This window comes from Shimia sp. (genome assembly GCF_039969785.1).
Lineage (GTDB): Bacteria > Pseudomonadota > Alphaproteobacteria > Rhodobacterales > Rhodobacteraceae > Shimia.
Window position 1 is genome coordinate 92,214 of record NZ_JBDVNC010000039.1, and the last position, 14,830, is coordinate 107,043.

General features: G+C 53.5%; 27 protein-coding genes. 2 read left to right on the forward strand and 25 right to left on the reverse strand.

The features are described 5' to 3' along the window. Positions 1-55: 55 nt before the first annotated feature. From rpmD to rplB, 19 genes are all read right to left on the reverse strand, one after another. Positions 56-244 (reverse strand): 50S ribosomal protein L30, encoded by a 189-nt coding sequence (gene rpmD / locus ABJI08_RS18835; protein WP_348403403.1) that lies wholly within the window; start codon positions 242-244, stop codon positions 56-58. Positions 245-257: 13 nt separating this feature from the next. Next, a complete protein-coding gene (rpsE, locus tag ABJI08_RS18840; RefSeq protein ID WP_348403404.1) occupies positions 258-827 on the reverse strand; it encodes a 30S ribosomal protein S5 in 570 nt (189 codons plus the stop codon). A gap of 106 nt (positions 828-933) precedes the next feature. Continuing rightward, positions 934-1,293 carry a 50S ribosomal protein L18 gene (gene rplR / locus ABJI08_RS18845; protein WP_348403405.1) on the reverse strand — a complete coding sequence of 120 codons (360 nt, stop codon included), beginning with the start codon at positions 1,291-1,293 and terminating at the stop codon, positions 934-936. Positions 1,294-1,304: 11 nt separating this feature from the next. Then, the gene (rplF, locus tag ABJI08_RS18850; protein WP_348403406.1) at positions 1,305-1,838 is read right to left on the reverse strand and encodes a 50S ribosomal protein L6; all 534 of its coding nucleotides are present in this window, start codon (positions 1,836-1,838) and stop codon (positions 1,305-1,307) included. 10 nt (positions 1,839-1,848) lie between these two features. Beyond that, a complete protein-coding gene (rpsH, locus tag ABJI08_RS18855; RefSeq protein WP_348403407.1) occupies positions 1,849-2,238 on the reverse strand; it encodes a 30S ribosomal protein S8 in 390 nt (129 codons plus the stop codon). Positions 2,239-2,251: 13 nt separating this feature from the next. Beyond that, entirely contained in the window at positions 2,252-2,557 is a 306-nt protein-coding gene (gene rpsN, locus ABJI08_RS18860; protein ID WP_348403408.1) for a 30S ribosomal protein S14, read from the reverse strand. Positions 2,558-2,575: 18 nt separating this feature from the next. Beyond that, positions 2,576-3,136, reverse strand: a complete 561-nt coding sequence (gene rplE / locus ABJI08_RS18865) for a 50S ribosomal protein L5 (protein ID WP_348403409.1) — start codon at positions 3,134-3,136, stop codon at positions 2,576-2,578. Beyond that, the gene (gene rplX, locus ABJI08_RS18870) at positions 3,129-3,440 is read right to left on the reverse strand and encodes a 50S ribosomal protein L24 (RefSeq protein ID WP_348403410.1); all 312 of its coding nucleotides are present in this window, start codon (positions 3,438-3,440) and stop codon (positions 3,129-3,131) included. The genes rplE and rplX overlap by 8 nt, the downstream gene beginning before the upstream one ends. Before the next feature lies 1 nt (position 3,441). After that, positions 3,442-3,810: a 50S ribosomal protein L14 gene (gene rplN, locus ABJI08_RS18875; protein WP_106609251.1), complete on the reverse strand. Its 369-nt coding sequence runs from the start codon at positions 3,808-3,810 to the stop codon at positions 3,442-3,444. Between the two features lie 99 nt (positions 3,811-3,909). Next, positions 3,910-4,140, reverse strand: coding sequence for a 30S ribosomal protein S17 (gene rpsQ / locus ABJI08_RS18880; RefSeq protein ID WP_073253018.1), 231 nt, complete (start codon positions 4,138-4,140; stop codon positions 3,910-3,912). Between the two features lie 14 nt (positions 4,141-4,154). Then, positions 4,155-4,355 carry a 50S ribosomal protein L29 gene (gene rpmC, locus ABJI08_RS18885; protein ID WP_348403411.1) on the reverse strand — a complete coding sequence of 67 codons (201 nt, stop codon included), beginning with the start codon at positions 4,353-4,355 and terminating at the stop codon, positions 4,155-4,157. 194 nt (positions 4,356-4,549) lie between these two features. After that, positions 4,550-5,248, reverse strand: a complete 699-nt coding sequence (locus ABJI08_RS18890) for a cyclic nucleotide-binding domain-containing protein (RefSeq protein ID WP_348403412.1) — start codon at positions 5,246-5,248, stop codon at positions 4,550-4,552. Between the two features lie 58 nt (positions 5,249-5,306). Continuing rightward, the gene (locus ABJI08_RS18895) at positions 5,307-5,927 is read right to left on the reverse strand and encodes a 2OG-Fe(II) oxygenase family protein (protein ID WP_348403413.1); all 621 of its coding nucleotides are present in this window, start codon (positions 5,925-5,927) and stop codon (positions 5,307-5,309) included. 60 nt (positions 5,928-5,987) lie between these two features. Next, positions 5,988-6,191 (reverse strand): hypothetical protein, encoded by a 204-nt coding sequence (locus tag ABJI08_RS18900; protein ID WP_348403414.1) that lies wholly within the window; start codon positions 6,189-6,191, stop codon positions 5,988-5,990. A gap of 193 nt (positions 6,192-6,384) precedes the next feature. Continuing rightward, positions 6,385-6,798, reverse strand: a complete 414-nt coding sequence (gene rplP, locus ABJI08_RS18905; RefSeq protein WP_348403415.1) for a 50S ribosomal protein L16 — start codon at positions 6,796-6,798, stop codon at positions 6,385-6,387. A gap of 13 nt (positions 6,799-6,811) precedes the next feature. After that, positions 6,812-7,519, reverse strand: a complete 708-nt coding sequence (rpsC, locus tag ABJI08_RS18910) for a 30S ribosomal protein S3 (RefSeq protein ID WP_348403416.1) — start codon at positions 7,517-7,519, stop codon at positions 6,812-6,814. Next, positions 7,519-7,899 carry a 50S ribosomal protein L22 gene (gene rplV, locus ABJI08_RS18915; RefSeq protein WP_348403417.1) on the reverse strand — a complete coding sequence of 127 codons (381 nt, stop codon included), beginning with the start codon at positions 7,897-7,899 and terminating at the stop codon, positions 7,519-7,521. The genes rpsC and rplV overlap by 1 nt, the downstream gene beginning before the upstream one ends. A gap of 3 nt (positions 7,900-7,902) precedes the next feature. Next, the gene (gene rpsS / locus ABJI08_RS18920) at positions 7,903-8,181 is read right to left on the reverse strand and encodes a 30S ribosomal protein S19 (RefSeq protein ID WP_348403418.1); all 279 of its coding nucleotides are present in this window, start codon (positions 8,179-8,181) and stop codon (positions 7,903-7,905) included. A gap of 3 nt (positions 8,182-8,184) precedes the next feature. Further along, a complete protein-coding gene (gene rplB, locus ABJI08_RS18925) occupies positions 8,185-9,027 on the reverse strand; it encodes a 50S ribosomal protein L2 (protein WP_348403419.1) in 843 nt (280 codons plus the stop codon). Between the two features lie 304 nt (positions 9,028-9,331). Here rplB and ABJI08_RS18930 point away from each other — a divergent pair, with 304 nt between their 5' ends. Continuing rightward, the gene (locus tag ABJI08_RS18930) at positions 9,332-10,111 is read left to right on the forward strand and encodes a 2OG-Fe(II) oxygenase (protein ID WP_348403420.1); all 780 of its coding nucleotides are present in this window, start codon (positions 9,332-9,334) and stop codon (positions 10,109-10,111) included. Positions 10,112-10,294: 183 nt separating this feature from the next. On the opposite strand, the gene ABJI08_RS18935 is transcribed toward ABJI08_RS18930, so the two are convergent. From ABJI08_RS18935 to rpsJ, 5 genes are all read right to left on the reverse strand, one after another. Continuing rightward, positions 10,295-11,698, reverse strand: a complete 1,404-nt coding sequence (locus ABJI08_RS18935; RefSeq protein ID WP_348403421.1) for a hypothetical protein — start codon at positions 11,696-11,698, stop codon at positions 10,295-10,297. Positions 11,699-11,845: 147 nt separating this feature from the next. Continuing rightward, positions 11,846-12,142: a 50S ribosomal protein L23 gene (locus tag ABJI08_RS18940; protein ID WP_348403422.1), complete on the reverse strand. Its 297-nt coding sequence runs from the start codon at positions 12,140-12,142 to the stop codon at positions 11,846-11,848. Next, a complete protein-coding gene (gene rplD, locus ABJI08_RS18945) occupies positions 12,139-12,756 on the reverse strand; it encodes a 50S ribosomal protein L4 (protein ID WP_348403423.1) in 618 nt (205 codons plus the stop codon). The genes ABJI08_RS18940 and rplD overlap by 4 nt, the downstream gene beginning before the upstream one ends. Then, a complete protein-coding gene (gene rplC, locus ABJI08_RS18950; protein ID WP_348403424.1) occupies positions 12,753-13,478 on the reverse strand; it encodes a 50S ribosomal protein L3 in 726 nt (241 codons plus the stop codon). The genes rplD and rplC overlap by 4 nt, the downstream gene beginning before the upstream one ends. Positions 13,479-13,493: 15 nt before the next feature. Next, positions 13,494-13,802 carry a 30S ribosomal protein S10 gene (rpsJ, locus tag ABJI08_RS18955; RefSeq protein WP_093094483.1) on the reverse strand — a complete coding sequence of 103 codons (309 nt, stop codon included), beginning with the start codon at positions 13,800-13,802 and terminating at the stop codon, positions 13,494-13,496. Between the two features lie 431 nt (positions 13,803-14,233). Here rpsJ and ABJI08_RS18960 point away from each other — a divergent pair, with 431 nt between their 5' ends. Beyond that, on the forward strand, positions 14,234-14,608 hold the full coding sequence (locus tag ABJI08_RS18960) for a glycine zipper family protein (RefSeq protein WP_348403425.1): 375 nt from the start codon (positions 14,234-14,236) through the stop codon (positions 14,606-14,608). A 142-nt stretch (positions 14,609-14,750) separates the two neighbouring features. Here ABJI08_RS18960 and ABJI08_RS18965 read toward each other — a convergent pair. After that, positions 14,751-14,830: hypothetical protein (locus ABJI08_RS18965; RefSeq protein WP_348403426.1), on the reverse strand; the 80-nt coding region annotated here is incomplete at its 5' end.

The following is a 14,830-nucleotide window of genomic DNA, read 5'->3' on the forward strand; positions in this document are numbered from 1 at the left end:
AAAAAAACGCCCCGCAAACAATTGCGAGGCGTTCAAATCGATTTGGTAAAACGCTTTAGCCGCGTTCTTCGATGATCTCAACCAGATGTGAAATCTTGTTGATCATACCGCGAACCGAAGGTGTATCTTCAAGCTCACGGGTCCGGTTCATCTTGTTCAGACCCAGGCCAATCAAAGTGGCGCGTTGGTCTTGAGGGCGGCGGATCGGGCTGCCCACTTGTTTCACAACGATGGTTTTTGCCATGACGTGCTACTCCTTACGCTTCTGCAGCTTCAGCGGCGGGGGCTTCGTCCCGGCGCAGAATGTCAGCTACTTTTTTGCCACGACGGGCTGCGACGTGACGTGGGCTGCTTTCTTTCTGCAGTCCGTCAATCGTTGCGCGGATCATGTTGTATGGGTTCTGTGATCCAATCGACTTGGAAACCACATCCTTCACACCCAACATTTCAAACACGGCACGCATCGGACCACCGGCGATGATTCCGGTACCTTCTGGTGCAGTCCGCATCACAACTTTACCAGCGCCATGACGGCCCTCGATGTCGTGGTGCAGCGTGCGGCCTTCGCGCAATGGTACGCGGATCATCTGACGCTTGGCTTGCTCAGTGGCTTTACGAATGGCCTCAGGGACCTCTTTCGCTTTACCTTTACCAAAGCCAACGCGGCCTTTTTGATCGCCGACAACAACAAGCGCGGCAAAGCCAAAACGCTTACCGCCTTTGACAGTTTTCGACACACGGTTGATCGCTACGAGACGATCGGCGAATTCCGGGGTTTCGTCTTCGCGGTTGCGACCACGTCCCCGACGGTTTTCACGTTCTGCCATTTGGCACTCCATTCATTTGACGCAAAAGGTGCGTCTCAATATGTCCAATCCTGGTGGGCAGATTGCCCCCGGATCATCGGGGGGACGCGAACGTCCCCCGCAGATTTTAGATTTTCAAGCCACCTTCACGCGCAGCGTCGGCCAGAGCCTTCACCTTGCCATGAAAGAGAAAGCCGCCGCGGTCGAAGTAAGCTTCGCTTACACCGGCCTTGGCCGCACGCTCTGCAATCGCTACGCCAACTTTGGTCGCTGCTTCCACGTTGTTTTTGCCAACAACGCCAAGATCCTTTTCCAAGGATGAAGCGGACGCCAATGTCACGCCGTTCACATCGTCGATCAGCTGAACGCTGATGTTCTTGTTTGAACGGTGCACGCTCAGGCGCGGGCGCCCTGCATTGACCTTGCGAAGTTTGTTCCGGACGCGCAGGCGGCGCTTTAGGAACAGTTCCCGTTTGCTGTTTGCCATCAGTCTGGTCCTTACTTCTTCTTGCCTTCCTTGCGGAAGATATACTCGTCTTTGTACTTGATGCCTTTGCCCTTATAGGGCTCGGGCTTACGCCATTCGCGGATATTCGCCGCTACCTGGCCAACGAGTTGTGCGTCGGTGCCCTCGATGATGATCACAGTGGGCTTCGGAGCGGTCACGGTTACACCGTTAGGCACTTCGAAGTTCACATCGTGGCTGAGGCCAAGTGCCAGCTTTAGGACATTGCCCTGCATCTGCGCACGATACCCAACACCGTTGATCTCGAGTTCTTTTTTGAAGCCCATAGTCACGCCGGTCACCATATTGCCGATGACGGTGCGGGACATGCCCCACTGCTGACGCGCACGCTTGGAAGTTCCGCGTGGTGTCACTTTGACAGTGTTGTCTTCAACAGCAATTGTGACGTCGTCACTTGCTGTGAAAGACTGGGTGTCTTTTGGACCCTTGATTTCGATGGTCTGGCCGGAGACAGAAGCAGTTACGCCACTGGGCAGCTCGACCGGTTTTTTACCAATACGAGACATCTGGTTCTCCTTAGAAGACCGTGCAGATTACTTCGCCACCAACATTGTTGGCACGAGCACTTGCATCCGACATCACACCTTTTGAGGTGGAGACAATCGACACGCCCAGGCCCTGACGGACAACGGGGATGTCATTGACGTTCATGTAAACACGACGACCAGGTGTGGAAACCCGTTTCACTTCGCGAATGACAGGAGTGCCTTCGTAATATTTCAGGCTGATTTCAAACGCCGAGTGGCCGTTTTCTTCAGACGCTTCGTAGCCACGGATGTAGCCTTCGTCTGCCAGCACATCCAGAACCCAGCCGCGCAGCTTGGAGGCCGGGGTGGAAACCACCGACTTGCCACGCAACTGACCGTTACGGATACGGGTCAGCATATCACCGATAGGATCGTTCATTTCTTAACCCTCCTTACCAGCTAGATTTAACCATGCCGGGGATCTGACCAGCAGAACCCAGCTCGCGCAGCGCAATACGGCTGACCTTCAGCTTACGGTAGTAAGCGTGAGGACGACCAGTGAGCTGGCAACGGTTGTGAAGACGAGTTGCCGAGCTGTTGCGCGGCAGTTTCGCCAGTTTCAGACGCGCTTTGAAACGCTCTTCCATTGGCAGACTCTCGTCATTTGCGATTTCTTTCAGCTCGGCACGCTTGGCTGCATATTTTGCCACCAGGCGCTCGCGCTTCTTTTCGCGTTCGATCATTGCTTTTTTAGCCATGTCTTAATTCCTTCCCGATCAAGCGGTGAAAGGCATGTTGAAATGCTTCAACAGGCTTTTCGCTTCCGCATCGGTTTCAGCGTTGGTGGCGATCACGATATCCATGCCCCAGTTTTCGTCGACTTTATCAAAATCGATTTCTGGGAAGACGATGTGCTCTTTCAAACCGGTGGCAAAGTTGCCACGGCCGTCAAAGCTCGACTTTACACCACGGAAGTCGCGAATACGCGGCATCGCAACAGTGATCAGACGGTCAAGGAATTCGTACATACGGTCGCCGCGCAGCGTGACCTTGGCACCCATTGGCATACCTTCGCGAACGCGAAAGCCAGCAATCGAATTCTTGGCAATGGTTGTCAAAGCTTTCTGACCAGCAATCAGGGTCAGGTCTGCTTGCGCTGACTTGGCTTTCTTGCTGTCTTTAACAGCCGCACGACCGCAACCGATGTTCAGAACAATCTTGTCCAAACGCGGGATCTGCATGTCGTTTTCGTAACCGAACTCTTCTTTAAGAGCGGCACGAACGGTGTCTTTATACGCAGCTTTCAAACGCGGGGTATAATTTTCAGTATCAAGCATCGATCACGTCCCCCGTGGTCTTGGCAAAGCGAACCTTCTTGTCACCTTCCATACGGAAGCCAACGCGAGTTGCTTTTCCATTTGCGTCAAGAATAGCAAGATTGCTGAGTTGGATCGGCATCGCTTTCGGGATGCGGCCACCTTGCTCAGTCTGGCTCTGGCGTGTGTGACGAACCGAAATGTTCAGGCCATCTACAACAGCTTTTCCGGCTTTGGGGTCAACTGAGGAAATTGTTCCCTCTTTGCCTTTGTCCTTACCGGCCAAAACGACAACTTTGTCGCCTTTTTTCAACTTAGCAGCCATATCACAGCACCTCCGGCGCGAGCGAGATGATCTTCATGAAGTTCTTGGCACGCAGTTCACGAACAACCGGGCCAAAAATACGGGTACCGACCGGCTCGTTGTTGTTGTTCAGAATAACTGCTGCGTTGCGATCAAAGCGGATCGCTGTGCCATCTTCACGACGGACTTCTTTAGCGGTGCGTACGACGACGGCCTTGCGGACATCACCTTTCTTAACACGACCACGTGGAATGGCTTCCTTAACCGAAACGACAATAACGTCGCCTACGGATGCGTATTTACGCTTGGAACCACCCAGTACCTTGATGCACTGAACACGGCGAGCGCCGCTGTTGTCAGCAACATCCAGGTTGGTTTGCATCTGGATCATATGGTTTCTCCCGACCTTTGGGGCGCCGATGCGTGGCGCGATCCCCAGGGTTTCGACTAACTGTTCAGTTTAGTCGCCAGGAGTCTCGACAAGAGACTCTTAGGCTTCCAGAACTTCCCAGCGTTTCGTTTTCGATTTCGGCGCGCATTCGATGATGCGAACTTGATCGCCGACCTTGAAAGCGTTCTGCTCATCGTGCGCCCGATACTTTTTGGACTTACGAATGGTCTTCTTCAGAACCGGATGGGTGAAACGACGTTCAACCGATACGGTGACTGTTTGGGCGTTGGCATCGCTGGTCACGGTGCCAGTCAGGATACGTTTGGGCATCTTTCGGGCTCCTCTTACTCAGCTGCCGACTTGGCTTTTTCGTTCAGAATCGTCTTAACACGCGCGGCGTTACGACGAGCTGCACGAATCTGCGCAGGGTTTTCGAGCTGACCGGTGGCCGCTTGAAAGCGCAGATTAAAGCTTTCTTTTTTCAGATTGGACAGCTCTTCACGAAGCTGGTCCGGCGTTTTATCACGCAGTTCGTTGGCGTTCATCGCCTTTTCCTTTCTCATACATCAGAAGGCCCCTGAGTTATTTGCAGGGTTACCTTTGACCTGATGGACAAATGACAAACACACGAGTCCCGTCAAAATCGGAATCCGTGAGATGGCGCTCTATACGGGGTGGTTGCTTGCATGGCAAGTGCAAGTTTCCGATTCAACGTCTATTGATCGAAACAAGTCGGACATCAGGTTTCGGAGCGAGCATTCGATGCACGCTGATCGTTCTGAAACACCAGCTTTGTACGCATATCGCGTGCAATCCCAGCCTCGACGACCGCCATCATCGCGCTGTTCGTTTCACGCAACCGAATGAGCTTTGCTCTCTCTATGCGCCACACGCGGGCCGGGCCCTGAACGGCTGTCGTTGCGATCGCGACACCGCCGCCCATCCAAGACATCTCGCCGATAAAATGACCACCCGATACCACCCTCATGAAATGCCCGTCAGCCTCAACGCAAACGTCACCTTCTGCGAGATAGGTCAAAAATTCGGGTGTCCGCGACTCGGCGGTCAGGATGGTTCCATCAGGCAAGTCTTCCCACCGACCCAGATCAAGAAAGCTCCGGGTTGCCCCGGGCGACAGGCCTTCCAACAATTCAGCGCGAAACCGGTCCTCTTCGGATGAAAACTGCGCCTTATGGTCCTTGCGCCACAACAGAACCAGTTCACCGATATTCACAACGATAAGAAGCGATTGCCAAAACACCCCGACTGGATTGCCAAGCCAGAAATAATCAAACGCAATCCCAACCAACGCAGAGGCAATAACGCACAGGCGCAGCCACAGCATTCTGCGCATGAGCATGGACAAGACCAACAGAAGATAGGACAGGTGCCCGGTCCAGCCATCAGTGATGAAACTAGTGTCCAAAGCCAACGTCATGAGCCGAACACCTCGCCGCAGATAATTTGTCCAGTTGGCGTTCTGGTTAAGTGCTGGTTCAGTCCCATCTGTAATTGAAGCTCACAGAGATCCGCTCTTCCTCAGCAAAGTTGATCGGCACTTCATGCCGAAGCCAGCTTTCCCACAGCAATACGTCACCAACTTTTGGGCTTAGATAGATAAACGGCTGCAGATCGCGGCGGGCCTGCTTTTTCCGTACCGGAGCCGCCATCATGCGACCTGAACGCGGGTCTTCCAACTTAAGCGCACTCGCGCCTTCAGGCATGGCGACGTAGGTCGTTCCACTGATCACCGAATGTGGATGCAAATGAGAGCTGTGCATTCCGCCCTCCGGCAAAATGTTGATCCAAAGATCTTCAAGCTTCAGGCTTCGACCGTCCAGATCAAACTCCAGATCCTGCGCAAAGTCGTTCACATGGGCGTCCAATGCTTTGACGATGTCTGCAAAGATGGGAAACCGCCACGGAAGGTCCGTTAAAGAGGCATAAGATGTATAGCCGGGATAATTGTTTTCTTCGCACCAGTTTTGGCCCGCCTCATCGTCCTCGGCAATAGAGTAACAAGAGGACTGCAGCTCGTCCTGATCCACGGGTTTGCCAAATTCAGCGAGTTCAGCGCGATATAGTCGGGTCACAAAGAGAGATTCGATCTGGGCCATGGCTCTTTCATACCCCAGTGCAATTTCCGGTGCGAGCGATCAATCACTCTATACATGCCCTCAGGCAGTGCGTTTGTTCTCTGATCGTTGTTTGTCGGTAAGAGAATGTCCGCGCGCCATCATATCATCCAAGGCATCCAACCACGCATTGGCCAAATCCATGTCGCCTTGGCGCAAGACTTTCAAAGCCATGTCACGCTGCGGACAATCCGGGTAATTCAAAAGAATATACTGCACTTCCGTACTGCGTCTTTGTTCGCGCATCATGTCCCCTATCTATTGGGGACGTAACGTAACACATAAATTCGAAATCGGGCAAATAAACATATATTCACACGAATTTCACAACTCACGCGAAAGCTATTTCTAGAACCCAGCCGTATAACGAGAAACCCCCACTGCAAAAAGCAATGGGGGTTCAATTATATTACCAGACAGAAAACGCCCTTGTGGGAATTTACCAGTCTTCGCGCACCACAACGCGGGTTTTGATCGGAAGTTTCATCGCAGCAAGGCGCAGAGCCTCACGCGCGACGTCATCCGAAACACCGTCGATTTCAAACATAACGCGGCCAGGTTTGACCTTGCATGCCCAAAAATCAACAGAACCTTTACCTTTACCCATACGAACTTCGGTCGGCTTCGAGGTGACCGGAGTGTCGGGGAAGATACGGATCCAAACACGGCCCTGACGTTTCATGTGACGTGTCATCGCGCGGCGAGCCGCTTCGATCTGACGCGCCGTGACACGCTCGGGTTGGGTGGCTTTCAGACCGTATGAACCGAAGTTCAGGTCAGAACCGCCTTTTGCAAGACCTTTAATCCGGCCTTTGTGCATCTTGCGGAATTTTGTACGCTTTGGTTGAAGCATTTGTCAGTCTCCCTTAGCGACGGCCGCCGGCACCGCGCGGTGCTGGACCATCCTGGACTTCCTGAGCCTTACGGTCACGCGCCGCTGGATCGTGTTCCATGATCTCGCCTTTGAAGATCCAGACTTTGATCCCGATGATCCCATAAGGAGTCATCGCTTCGGAAGGTGCGTAATCGATATCGGCACGCAGAGTGTGCAATGGCACGCGGCCTTCGCGGTACCATTCGGTACGCGCGATTTCAGCGCCGCCCAAACGACCGGCAACGTTCACCCGGATACCCAGGGCGCCCATACGCATGGCGTTCTGCACGGAACGCTTCATTGCACGACGGAATGAAACCCGACGTTCCAGCTGCTGGGCGATGCTTTCGCCAACCAGCTGAGCGTCCAGCTCAGGCTTGCGCACTTCAACGATGTTGAGGTGCAGTTCCGAGTCCGTCATTGAGGCAATCTTTTTGCGCAGAACTTCAATGTCTGCACCTTTCTTGCCGATGATGACGCCGGGGCGCGCAGTGTGGATCGTGACGCGGCACTTTTTGTGCGGACGTTCGATGATCACACGTGCAACGCCAGCCTGCTTGCACTCTGTCTTGATGAATTCACGGATTTTCAGGTCTTCCAGAAGAAGATCACCGTAGTCCTTGGTATTTGCATACCAACGGCTGTCCCAGGTACGGTTGACCTGAAGACGCATGCCGATTGGATTGACTTTATTACCCATTAAGCTTGCTCCTCAACTTGGCGCACCGTGATGGTCAGTTCCGAGAACGGCTTCATGATCTTGCCGAAACGGCCACGGGCCCGGGGGCGACCGCGTTTCAAGACCAGGTTTTTACCAACATAGGCCTCGGACACGATCAGTTCATCGACGTCCAGGTTGTGGTTGTTCTCGGCGTTGGCGATAGCGGACTGAAGGCATTTCTTCACGTCTGCTGCGATCCGCTTGTTGCTGAAAGTCAGGTCGGTCAACGCCTTCTCGACTTTCTTGCCACGGATCATTCCAGCGACCAGATTCAGTTTCTGCGGGCTTGTGCGAAGCATACGGACTTTGGCCATTGCTTCGTTGTCTGCCACGCGGCGGGGGTTTTTATCCTTGCCCATGACTTACTTCCGCTTCGCTTTTTTGTCTGCGGCGTGACCGTAATAGGTACGAGTTGGCGAATACTCACCAAACTTCTGACCGATCATGTCTTCCGTGACGTTCACTGGGATATGCTTATGGCCGTTGTACACACCAAATGTCAGACCCACGAACTGGGGCAGAATGGTGGAACGACGGGACCAAATCTTGATAACTTCGTTGCGGCCTGACTCGCGCGACGCTTCGGCTTTTTTCAGCACGTAAGCATCGACAAAGGGGCCTTTCCATACAGAGCGAGACATATATTAACGTCCCTTCTTCTTGGCGTGACGCGAGCGAATAATAAGCTTTTGCGACGCTTTGTTCTTGTTGCGGGTACGAGCACCTTTGGTCGGTTTGCCCCAAGGCGAAACTGGGTGACGACCACCCGAAGTCCGGCCTTCACCACCACCATGAGGGTGATCGATCGGGTTCATGACCACACCACGGACCGACGGACGCTTGCCTTTATGGCGCATACGACCGGCTTTACCGTAGTTCTGGTTGCTATTGTCGGGGTTAGACACGGCACCAACGGTGGCCATGCATTCCTGACGCACGAGACGCAGTTCGCCCGAGCTCAGGCGGATCTGAGCGTAACCACCATCACGACCAACAAACTGAGCATATGTACCAGCGGCACGTGCGATCTGACCGCCTTTGCCGGGTTTCAGTTCGATGTTGTGAATGATGGTACCGATCGGCATGCCCGAGAATGGCATTGCGTTGCCCGGCTTGATGTCGGCTTTGGCCGAGGCCACAACCTTGTCGCCAATCGCGAGACGCTGAGGAGCCAGGATATAGGCCTGCTCGCCGTCTTCGTATTTGACCAAGGCGATGAATGCGGTCCGGTTCGGGTCATACTCGATCCGTTCGACGGTTGCCGCAACATCCATTTTATTACGTTTGAAATCAACGATACGGTAAAGGCGTTTCGCCCCACCACCGCGGCGACGCGATGTAATCCGTCCGGTGTTGTTCCGGCCACCCGATTTCGTCAGACCCTCAGTGAGGGCTTTGACGGGGCGTCCTTTCCAGAGCTCCGAACGGTCGATCAGCACCAGCCCGCGCTGGCCCGGCGTCGTCGGCTTATACGACTTAAGTGCCATGCTTTCTGTCTTCCGTTTAGCAATGCGAGGATTATGTCCTCGCTATGTGTGAGGCCCCTGCCCGCGAATTTCATCAGAAATCCACTACTAAGGTGCCAAAGGTATAGGCCCCCGTAGGTGCCCGATTAAACAACAACCGGCCCCAGAACGAATCTGAGGCCAGTCGACTGGCGGGAATTAACAGGGATAGGTGTAGGTGTCTATAGGATTTGTAAGGGTTCACCGCGCAGAACAGGTTTCCAACCTCTCAACCGCTCGCTAGCGTGAATTTAACGTCACACATTCCACCCCGAAAAGGATCCCGATGAAATTGGATGAGATCGTAAACCTAAACGCCTATCCCCTTGCTGACCCGACATTCAGAGCAACGTGCAAGGAGACGTATGACGCGACAGGCCTCCTGTCGATGCCGCAGTTCGTGAAGCCTGACGCGATCACCGCCATCCGCGACGAAGGACACGCAAATGAAGACAAGGTGTATGCCAAAACGGAACAACACACCGTCTATCTGAGCGCCCCCGACCCTGCCTTTGGCCCAGACCATCCGCGCAACCGGCTGGTGACGTCGTCCAAAGGCTGCATCACAGATGATCTGATCCCAAAAGAGTCGGCCCTGCGCGCACTTTACGACGCTGAGGTCTTTCGCGATTTTCTATGCGAAGTCCTGGGCGAAGCCGAACTCTATGAATATGCCGACCCGCTGTCGTCGATCAATCTGCACTTTGCCAAAACCGGACAAGAGCTGGGCTGGCATTTCGACAATTCCTCGTTTGCGATCACGTTGATGGTTCAGCCACCGGAACAGGGCGGGCAGTTTGAGTATGTCGAAAACGTACGTGATGCCGATGCAGGCGATATGAACTTTGCCGCCGTGGGCGAGATTCTGGACGGCAAAACGCCGGTAAAAGAACTGGTTGTCGAAGCCGGAACGCTGGTGTTTTTCCGAGGGCGCAACTCTATGCACCGCGTGGCCCCGAATGAGGGCACCCGCACCCGGATGCTGGCCGTGCTGGCCTATAACACCGAACCGGGCGTCTCGCTGTCAGAAGAGGCGCGGATGACGTTTTACGGGCGGACAGGCTGAGACACCTCTCGGCTGAACTCCGGGCATCGCCGACGCGCATGGTGGCGATCTTTCGGAGAAGGATGGCAGTTTATCTCGATCAAATCCATGTACCTTATAGTGTTGCGCCTACCTAACCAAATCGCCGCCGCGTGGGGGTGGGAGCGTCAGACTTCCGCTCTAAAAGTGAAGCTTGAGCAACCCTTAAGAGCAAGCTTGAGCACCAGCGCGTTTTCGATCCTTCAAGAGAAAGTACGTGCTTCCAGAAAACAACAAGACCTCTCCACGGTTGTTAAGGGGCCAAGACCATCTTTCGGACCTATGAACACTTTCGCCTAAATCGCTCCCATCTAACTCATGAACATTGCCGTCATCTGCAACAACTCTGACTGAGCCTGCCATCAGCCCTACTGACATTTCCCAATCTCGCAATCTAAGAGTCCGACTTGCGTATAGACTGGGGCCCGACGAGCGATCCATGGTGAATTTGAGCCCCTTCGGCAATGTGTTGAAGAGTGCTACGTCGGTTTCATCCACTTTCTCAAAGCCCTTTTCGCCCATCAAGTATAACCCAAAGGAAGCCTTGCGCGCCTGACTGGAAAAAAACCCAAGAAACCGCTGAAAATTGCCCTTGTGTTTTTGGCCATAGAAAAAGTATCTGGCGCTTTCCGGATCATACTCACGACGACCATTGCGCCGCTGATTGGGCCCCAAGTCTGGAAATTCCTCCATTAAGTTTGACCAGTTTTGCTCTAGCGCGGGTTTCCAGGCACCTCCCGATTTTTGTAGTCGGATCAGGTAATTTCCGCGAAAAGATCCTAGAGCTTCCCTTGCCTCCAACAACAGCCGCGGTGGGTCAGGTAGAAAAAATGCTTGGGAAACATAGCGCCAATCGCCAAGATTCAATTTCTCGAGTTCGTAAAGCGTTTTTTCCGCATCAACGATGTAAATCTGATTGAGTTCTTCAGTTGCTAACAGAGTGAGTTTAATATCTGGGAAGTCAGTGACGTGCGTCACCCATTGAGAAACGCCTTCCAGCCGAACAGCTTGATTGCCTTCCAGTATCAACACTTGATTTGAACTATTTTCGCTACCACCGATTAACAACAAAGGAGCGTTGAAAGGTGAAGACCAAACGATATCCCGGGCATCCAAGATACCAAAAGGGCTTTCTATCGCCATCTCTACGAAATGGCCTGCTGCGTCGTTGAACCGGTAAAAGGAGCGACTTCCTAAAAACCCACCCAACCCAAAAATTTCTCCATCCGGAGTCTCAATAATTGAATTGCTGTCAAATTTAGTGGGGAACTCTTCAGTGACGGGAACGAAAATGCCATTGATGAGGCGCGCCGGGCGATCACCGTCTTTTGCTTTTAGAAAGAAAATGTCATGCTCTGGAGTTTTTGTTTCAAGCACCCCTTCAATTCCCGAAAAAATTGTCTTTTGAAACAAGGGGGCAAAATTGAGCTTCTTGAGGCAAAACCTTTCTTCATCGGCATGCGTTGGCTCTGAAAAAACGACTACAAGAGTTGCGGCCACTTTGAAAAAAGTGACAAGCGTAACCGAAGTAAACCGAAAAATGACCACAGACGCACGCATACGTTTCAACCTCTAGTAGAGCTTACTCGTTTCACTCCTGATTGCAATTGCGAAATTGAGCTCTCTCGGTGAAGCAAAACAGAAAACCCCCCCGGTTCACACCGAGGGGGGTTTCTATTTCTTCAAGGCCAACCGGGTCACCCCGTCTAAACAATCTTACAGTCCGGTGGACACGTCGATTGTATTGCCTTCTTCCAGGGTCACATATGCCTTTTTGACGTCTTTGCGTTTGCCCAGCTGTCCTTTGAACCGCTTGACTTTACCCTTGGTGATGGTGGTGTTGACCGCTTTGACCTTTACACCAAAAAGCGCCTCTACGGCCTCTTTGATCATCGGTTTGTTGCTGTCGATTGCCACTTCGAAAACAACTGCGCCATGCTCGGACGCCATGGTTGATTTCTCGGTGATGATCGGCTTGCGGATCACATCGTAATGTTCTGCCTTCGCGCTCATTTCAGTCGAGCCTCCAGTGCTTCGATCCCCGCTTTGGTGATCACAAGAGTGTCACGCTTGAGGATGTCATAAACGTTCGCACCCATCGTTGGCAGGATATCCAGACCTTCGATGTTACGCGATGCTTTCAGGAAGCCTTCGTTGACCGATGCGCCATCGATGACCAGAGCGCGTTTCCAGCCCAGGTTTGCAACCTGTTTGGCCAGAGCAGCAGTCTTGCCTTCGGTAGCTGCGTCTTCGATCACAACCAGCTCACCCGCTTTGGCCTTGGCCGACAGCGCGTGCTTCAGACCCAGCTTGCGGAACTTCTTGGTCAGGTCGTGACCGTGCGAACGCACAACCGGACCTTTATAGACGCCACCCCCGCGGAAGATCGGTGCCGAACGCGCACCGTGGCGTGCGCCACCGGTGCCTTTTTGGCGATAGATCTTCTTCGTGGAATAGGACACTTCCGAACGGGTCTTAACCTTGTGAGTACCGGCTTGCGCGTTGTTGCGCTGCCAGCGAACCACACGGTGCAGGATGTCCGCGCGCGGCTCCTGACCGAACAGATCTTCACTCAGTTCAACGGAACCGGCTTTGCCGCCGTCAAGTTTGATCACATCAAGTTTCATGCTTCACCACCTTCCGCAGGCGCTTCTTCCGCCGGTGCTTCGGTTGCTGCAGCCTTCAGACCGGCCGGGAATGGCAGTCCTTCAGGTGCTTTCTTTTTCACGGCGTCCTTGACAGTCACCCATCCACCTTTGGAACCGGGAACGGCGCCTTTGATGAATACCAGACCACGGTCGGCGTCAGTTTTGACAACTTCCAGGTTTTGGGTGGTTACACGAGCCGCGCCCATGTGTCCGGCCATTTTCTTGCCTTTGAAAACCTTACCGGGATCCTGACACTGGCCAGTCGAACCGTGCGAACGGTGGCTGATCGAAACACCGTGTGTCGCGCGCAGACCACTAAAGTTCCAACGTTTCATGGCACCGGCAAAGCCTTTACCAATCGACGTGCCGCTGACGTCAACTTTCTGACCTTCAAGGAAGTGTTCTGCTGAAATTTCAGCACCCACTTCGATCAGAGCGTCTTCGGACACGCGGAACTCAGCAACCTTGCGCTTGGGCTCAACTTTTGCCGCAGCAAAGTGACCGCGCATAGCTTGCGAAGTGCGTTTCGCCTTGGCCGAGCCGGCACCCAACTGAACGGCAGTGTAACCGTCTTTGTCAGACGTGCGCTGAGCAACAACCTGAAGGCCATCAAGGTGAAGTACGGTCACAGGAATCTGTTTGCCGTCTTCCATGAACAAGCGGGTCATGCCCACTTTTTTTGCGATAATACCAGAGCGCATAAATCTATACCCTCCTTAAACCGAAATCTGGACGTCCACGCCAGCTGCCAGGTCGAGCTTCATCAGCGCGTCCACAGTCTGGGGTGTCGGGTCTACGATGTCGAGCAGACGCTTGTGCGTACGGATTTCGAACTGATCGCGGGATTTCTTGTCAACGTGAGGACCACGCAGAACAGTGAACTTCTCAATTTTGTTGGGAAGTGGGATCGGGCCACGGACGGTCGCGCCGGTGCGCTTTGCCGTGTTTACGATTTCCTGTGTGCTGGCGTCCAGAACACGGTAATCGAAAGCCTTCAGCCGAATGCGAATATTTTGACTTTGCATTTCGTCAGCCTCGTATAGGCGTGAGAGTTGAGAGGAGGATGTGCGACCACCGCCAACCCTCATCGAACCCAAAAGGCGGGAATCACCCCGCCCAGTTGTCGCAACTGCGAACTGCCGCCATCTACACGGGCGCAAGCTTGCAAGCAAGCCCTATATTGAGGCGTTGTCGAAGAAACAAAGACGCAGGTGAACCGAACTCGGTTTCCGGCGCTGAAAGAGGTTTTGTTCGATCACTAAGACAGTGCAAAGCTTAAGACCGTGGAACAATTGTCAGCGTAGCGTCTATCGCAAGAAAACTGTCACAGATACCTTTACTTATTTCGCCTCGGCTCCGATGTTCTTCTTTAATTTCCGGGTCGGCGCACTTATTTTTTGGTGAACACCATGCCGAATTGGTATGCCACCAAAAATTTCAAAACAGAAAGTTCAACATGCAACATTACAAGCTCCTCATTACCCTTCCTGTTGTCCTTGGCCTTGCGGCGTGCGCCAACTCGGGTGCGAATTACCAACCCGTCGTGGATGGCCCTGTCGGGCCGAACTACAACGCGGATTTGGCGCAATGCCAGCAACTGGCCGCCTCACAAGGCGCGTTGGACAGCAACGCAGGTGGCAAGGCAGCAGCCGGGGCTGGCGTGGCGGCAGCAACCACCGCAGTGTTTAACAACGAAGGCAATAACGTGCGCGACGCTGCCGCAGTGGGTGCGCTTGCCGGTTTGACCGCCAGCGCAATTGACCAGAATTCGAAGAAAGAAGCCATTGTCAGAAACTGCATGAGCAAGCGCGGTTACAACGTCGTAGGCTAAGAAGGACAGGTTGGAATGCGCTCCAGTCTGAAAGTGCCTTTCAGACTGGCGGATTATGCCAACATTGCGCGCCCCCAAAAAACACAAAAAGGGCCGCTCTTTTGAGCGGCCCTTTTGTCATGTCTTTTGGTCAGCCTGAGGCTTAGGCGATGACTTTGGAGACAACGCCGGAACCAACGGTGCGGCCGCCTTCGCGGATCGCAAAGCGCAGGCCCTGTTCCA

Bases quoted from the DNA above. Each gene is read 5' to 3' on its own strand.
- rpmD (WP_348403403.1), bottom strand. From the start codon at position 244: ATGGCAAAAACCATCGTTGTGAAACAAGTGGGCAGCCCGATCCGCCGC.
- rpsE (WP_348403404.1), bottom strand. From the start codon at position 827: ATGGCAGAACGTGAAAACCGTCGGGGACGTGGTCGCAACCGCGAAGAC.
- rplR (WP_348403405.1), bottom strand. From the start codon at position 1,293: ATGGCAAACAGCAAACGGGAACTGTTCCTAAAGCGCCGCCTGCGCGTC.
- rplF (WP_348403406.1), bottom strand. From the start codon at position 1,838: ATGTCTCGTATTGGTAAAAAACCGGTCGAGCTGCCCAGTGGCGTAACT.
- rpsH (WP_348403407.1), bottom strand. From the start codon at position 2,238: ATGAACGATCCTATCGGTGATATGCTGACCCGTATCCGTAACGGTCAG.
- rpsN (WP_348403408.1), bottom strand. From the start codon at position 2,557: ATGGCTAAAAAAGCAATGATCGAACGCGAAAAGAAGCGCGAGCGCCTG.
- rplE (WP_348403409.1), bottom strand. From the start codon at position 3,136: ATGCTTGATACTGAAAATTATACCCCGCGTTTGAAAGCTGCGTATAAA.
- rplX (WP_348403410.1), bottom strand. From the start codon at position 3,440: ATGGCTGCTAAGTTGAAAAAAGGCGACAAAGTTGTCGTTTTGGCCGGT.
- rplN (WP_106609251.1), bottom strand. From the start codon at position 3,810: ATGATCCAGATGCAAACCAACCTGGATGTTGCTGACAACAGCGGCGCT.
- rpsQ (WP_073253018.1), bottom strand. From the start codon at position 4,140: ATGCCCAAACGTATCCTGACTGGCACCGTGACCAGCGATGCCAACGCC.
- rpmC (WP_348403411.1), bottom strand. From the start codon at position 4,355: ATGAACGCCAACGAACTGCGTGATAAAACGCCGGACCAGCTTCGTGAA.
- ABJI08_RS18890 (WP_348403412.1), bottom strand. From the start codon at position 5,248: ATGACGTTGGCTTTGGACACTAGTTTCATCACTGATGGCTGGACCGGG.
- ABJI08_RS18895 (WP_348403413.1), bottom strand. From the start codon at position 5,927: ATGGCCCAGATCGAATCTCTCTTTGTGACCCGACTATATCGCGCTGAA.
- ABJI08_RS18900 (WP_348403414.1), bottom strand. From the start codon at position 6,191: ATGCGCGAACAAAGACGCAGTACGGAAGTGCAGTATATTCTTTTGAAT.
- rplP (WP_348403415.1), bottom strand. From the start codon at position 6,798: ATGCTTCAACCAAAGCGTACAAAATTCCGCAAGATGCACAAAGGCCGG.
- rpsC (WP_348403416.1), bottom strand. From the start codon at position 7,519: ATGGGTAATAAAGTCAATCCAATCGGCATGCGTCTTCAGGTCAACCGT.
- rplV (WP_348403417.1), bottom strand. From the start codon at position 7,899: ATGGGCAAGGATAAAAACCCCCGCCGCGTGGCAGACAACGAAGCAATG.
- rpsS (WP_348403418.1), bottom strand. From the start codon at position 8,181: ATGTCTCGCTCTGTATGGAAAGGCCCCTTTGTCGATGCTTACGTGCTG.
- rplB (WP_348403419.1), bottom strand. From the start codon at position 9,027: ATGGCACTTAAGTCGTATAAGCCGACGACGCCGGGCCAGCGCGGGCTG.
- ABJI08_RS18930 (WP_348403420.1), top strand. From the start codon at position 9,332: ATGAAATTGGATGAGATCGTAAACCTAAACGCCTATCCCCTTGCTGAC.
- ABJI08_RS18940 (WP_348403422.1), bottom strand. From the start codon at position 12,142: ATGAGCGCGAAGGCAGAACATTACGATGTGATCCGCAAGCCGATCATC.
- rplD (WP_348403423.1), bottom strand. From the start codon at position 12,756: ATGAAACTTGATGTGATCAAACTTGACGGCGGCAAAGCCGGTTCCGTT.
- rplC (WP_348403424.1), bottom strand. From the start codon at position 13,478: ATGCGCTCTGGTATTATCGCAAAAAAAGTGGGCATGACCCGCTTGTTC.
- rpsJ (WP_093094483.1), bottom strand. From the start codon at position 13,802: ATGCAAAGTCAAAATATTCGCATTCGGCTGAAGGCTTTCGATTACCGT.
- ABJI08_RS18960 (WP_348403425.1), top strand. From the start codon at position 14,234: ATGCAACATTACAAGCTCCTCATTACCCTTCCTGTTGTCCTTGGCCTT.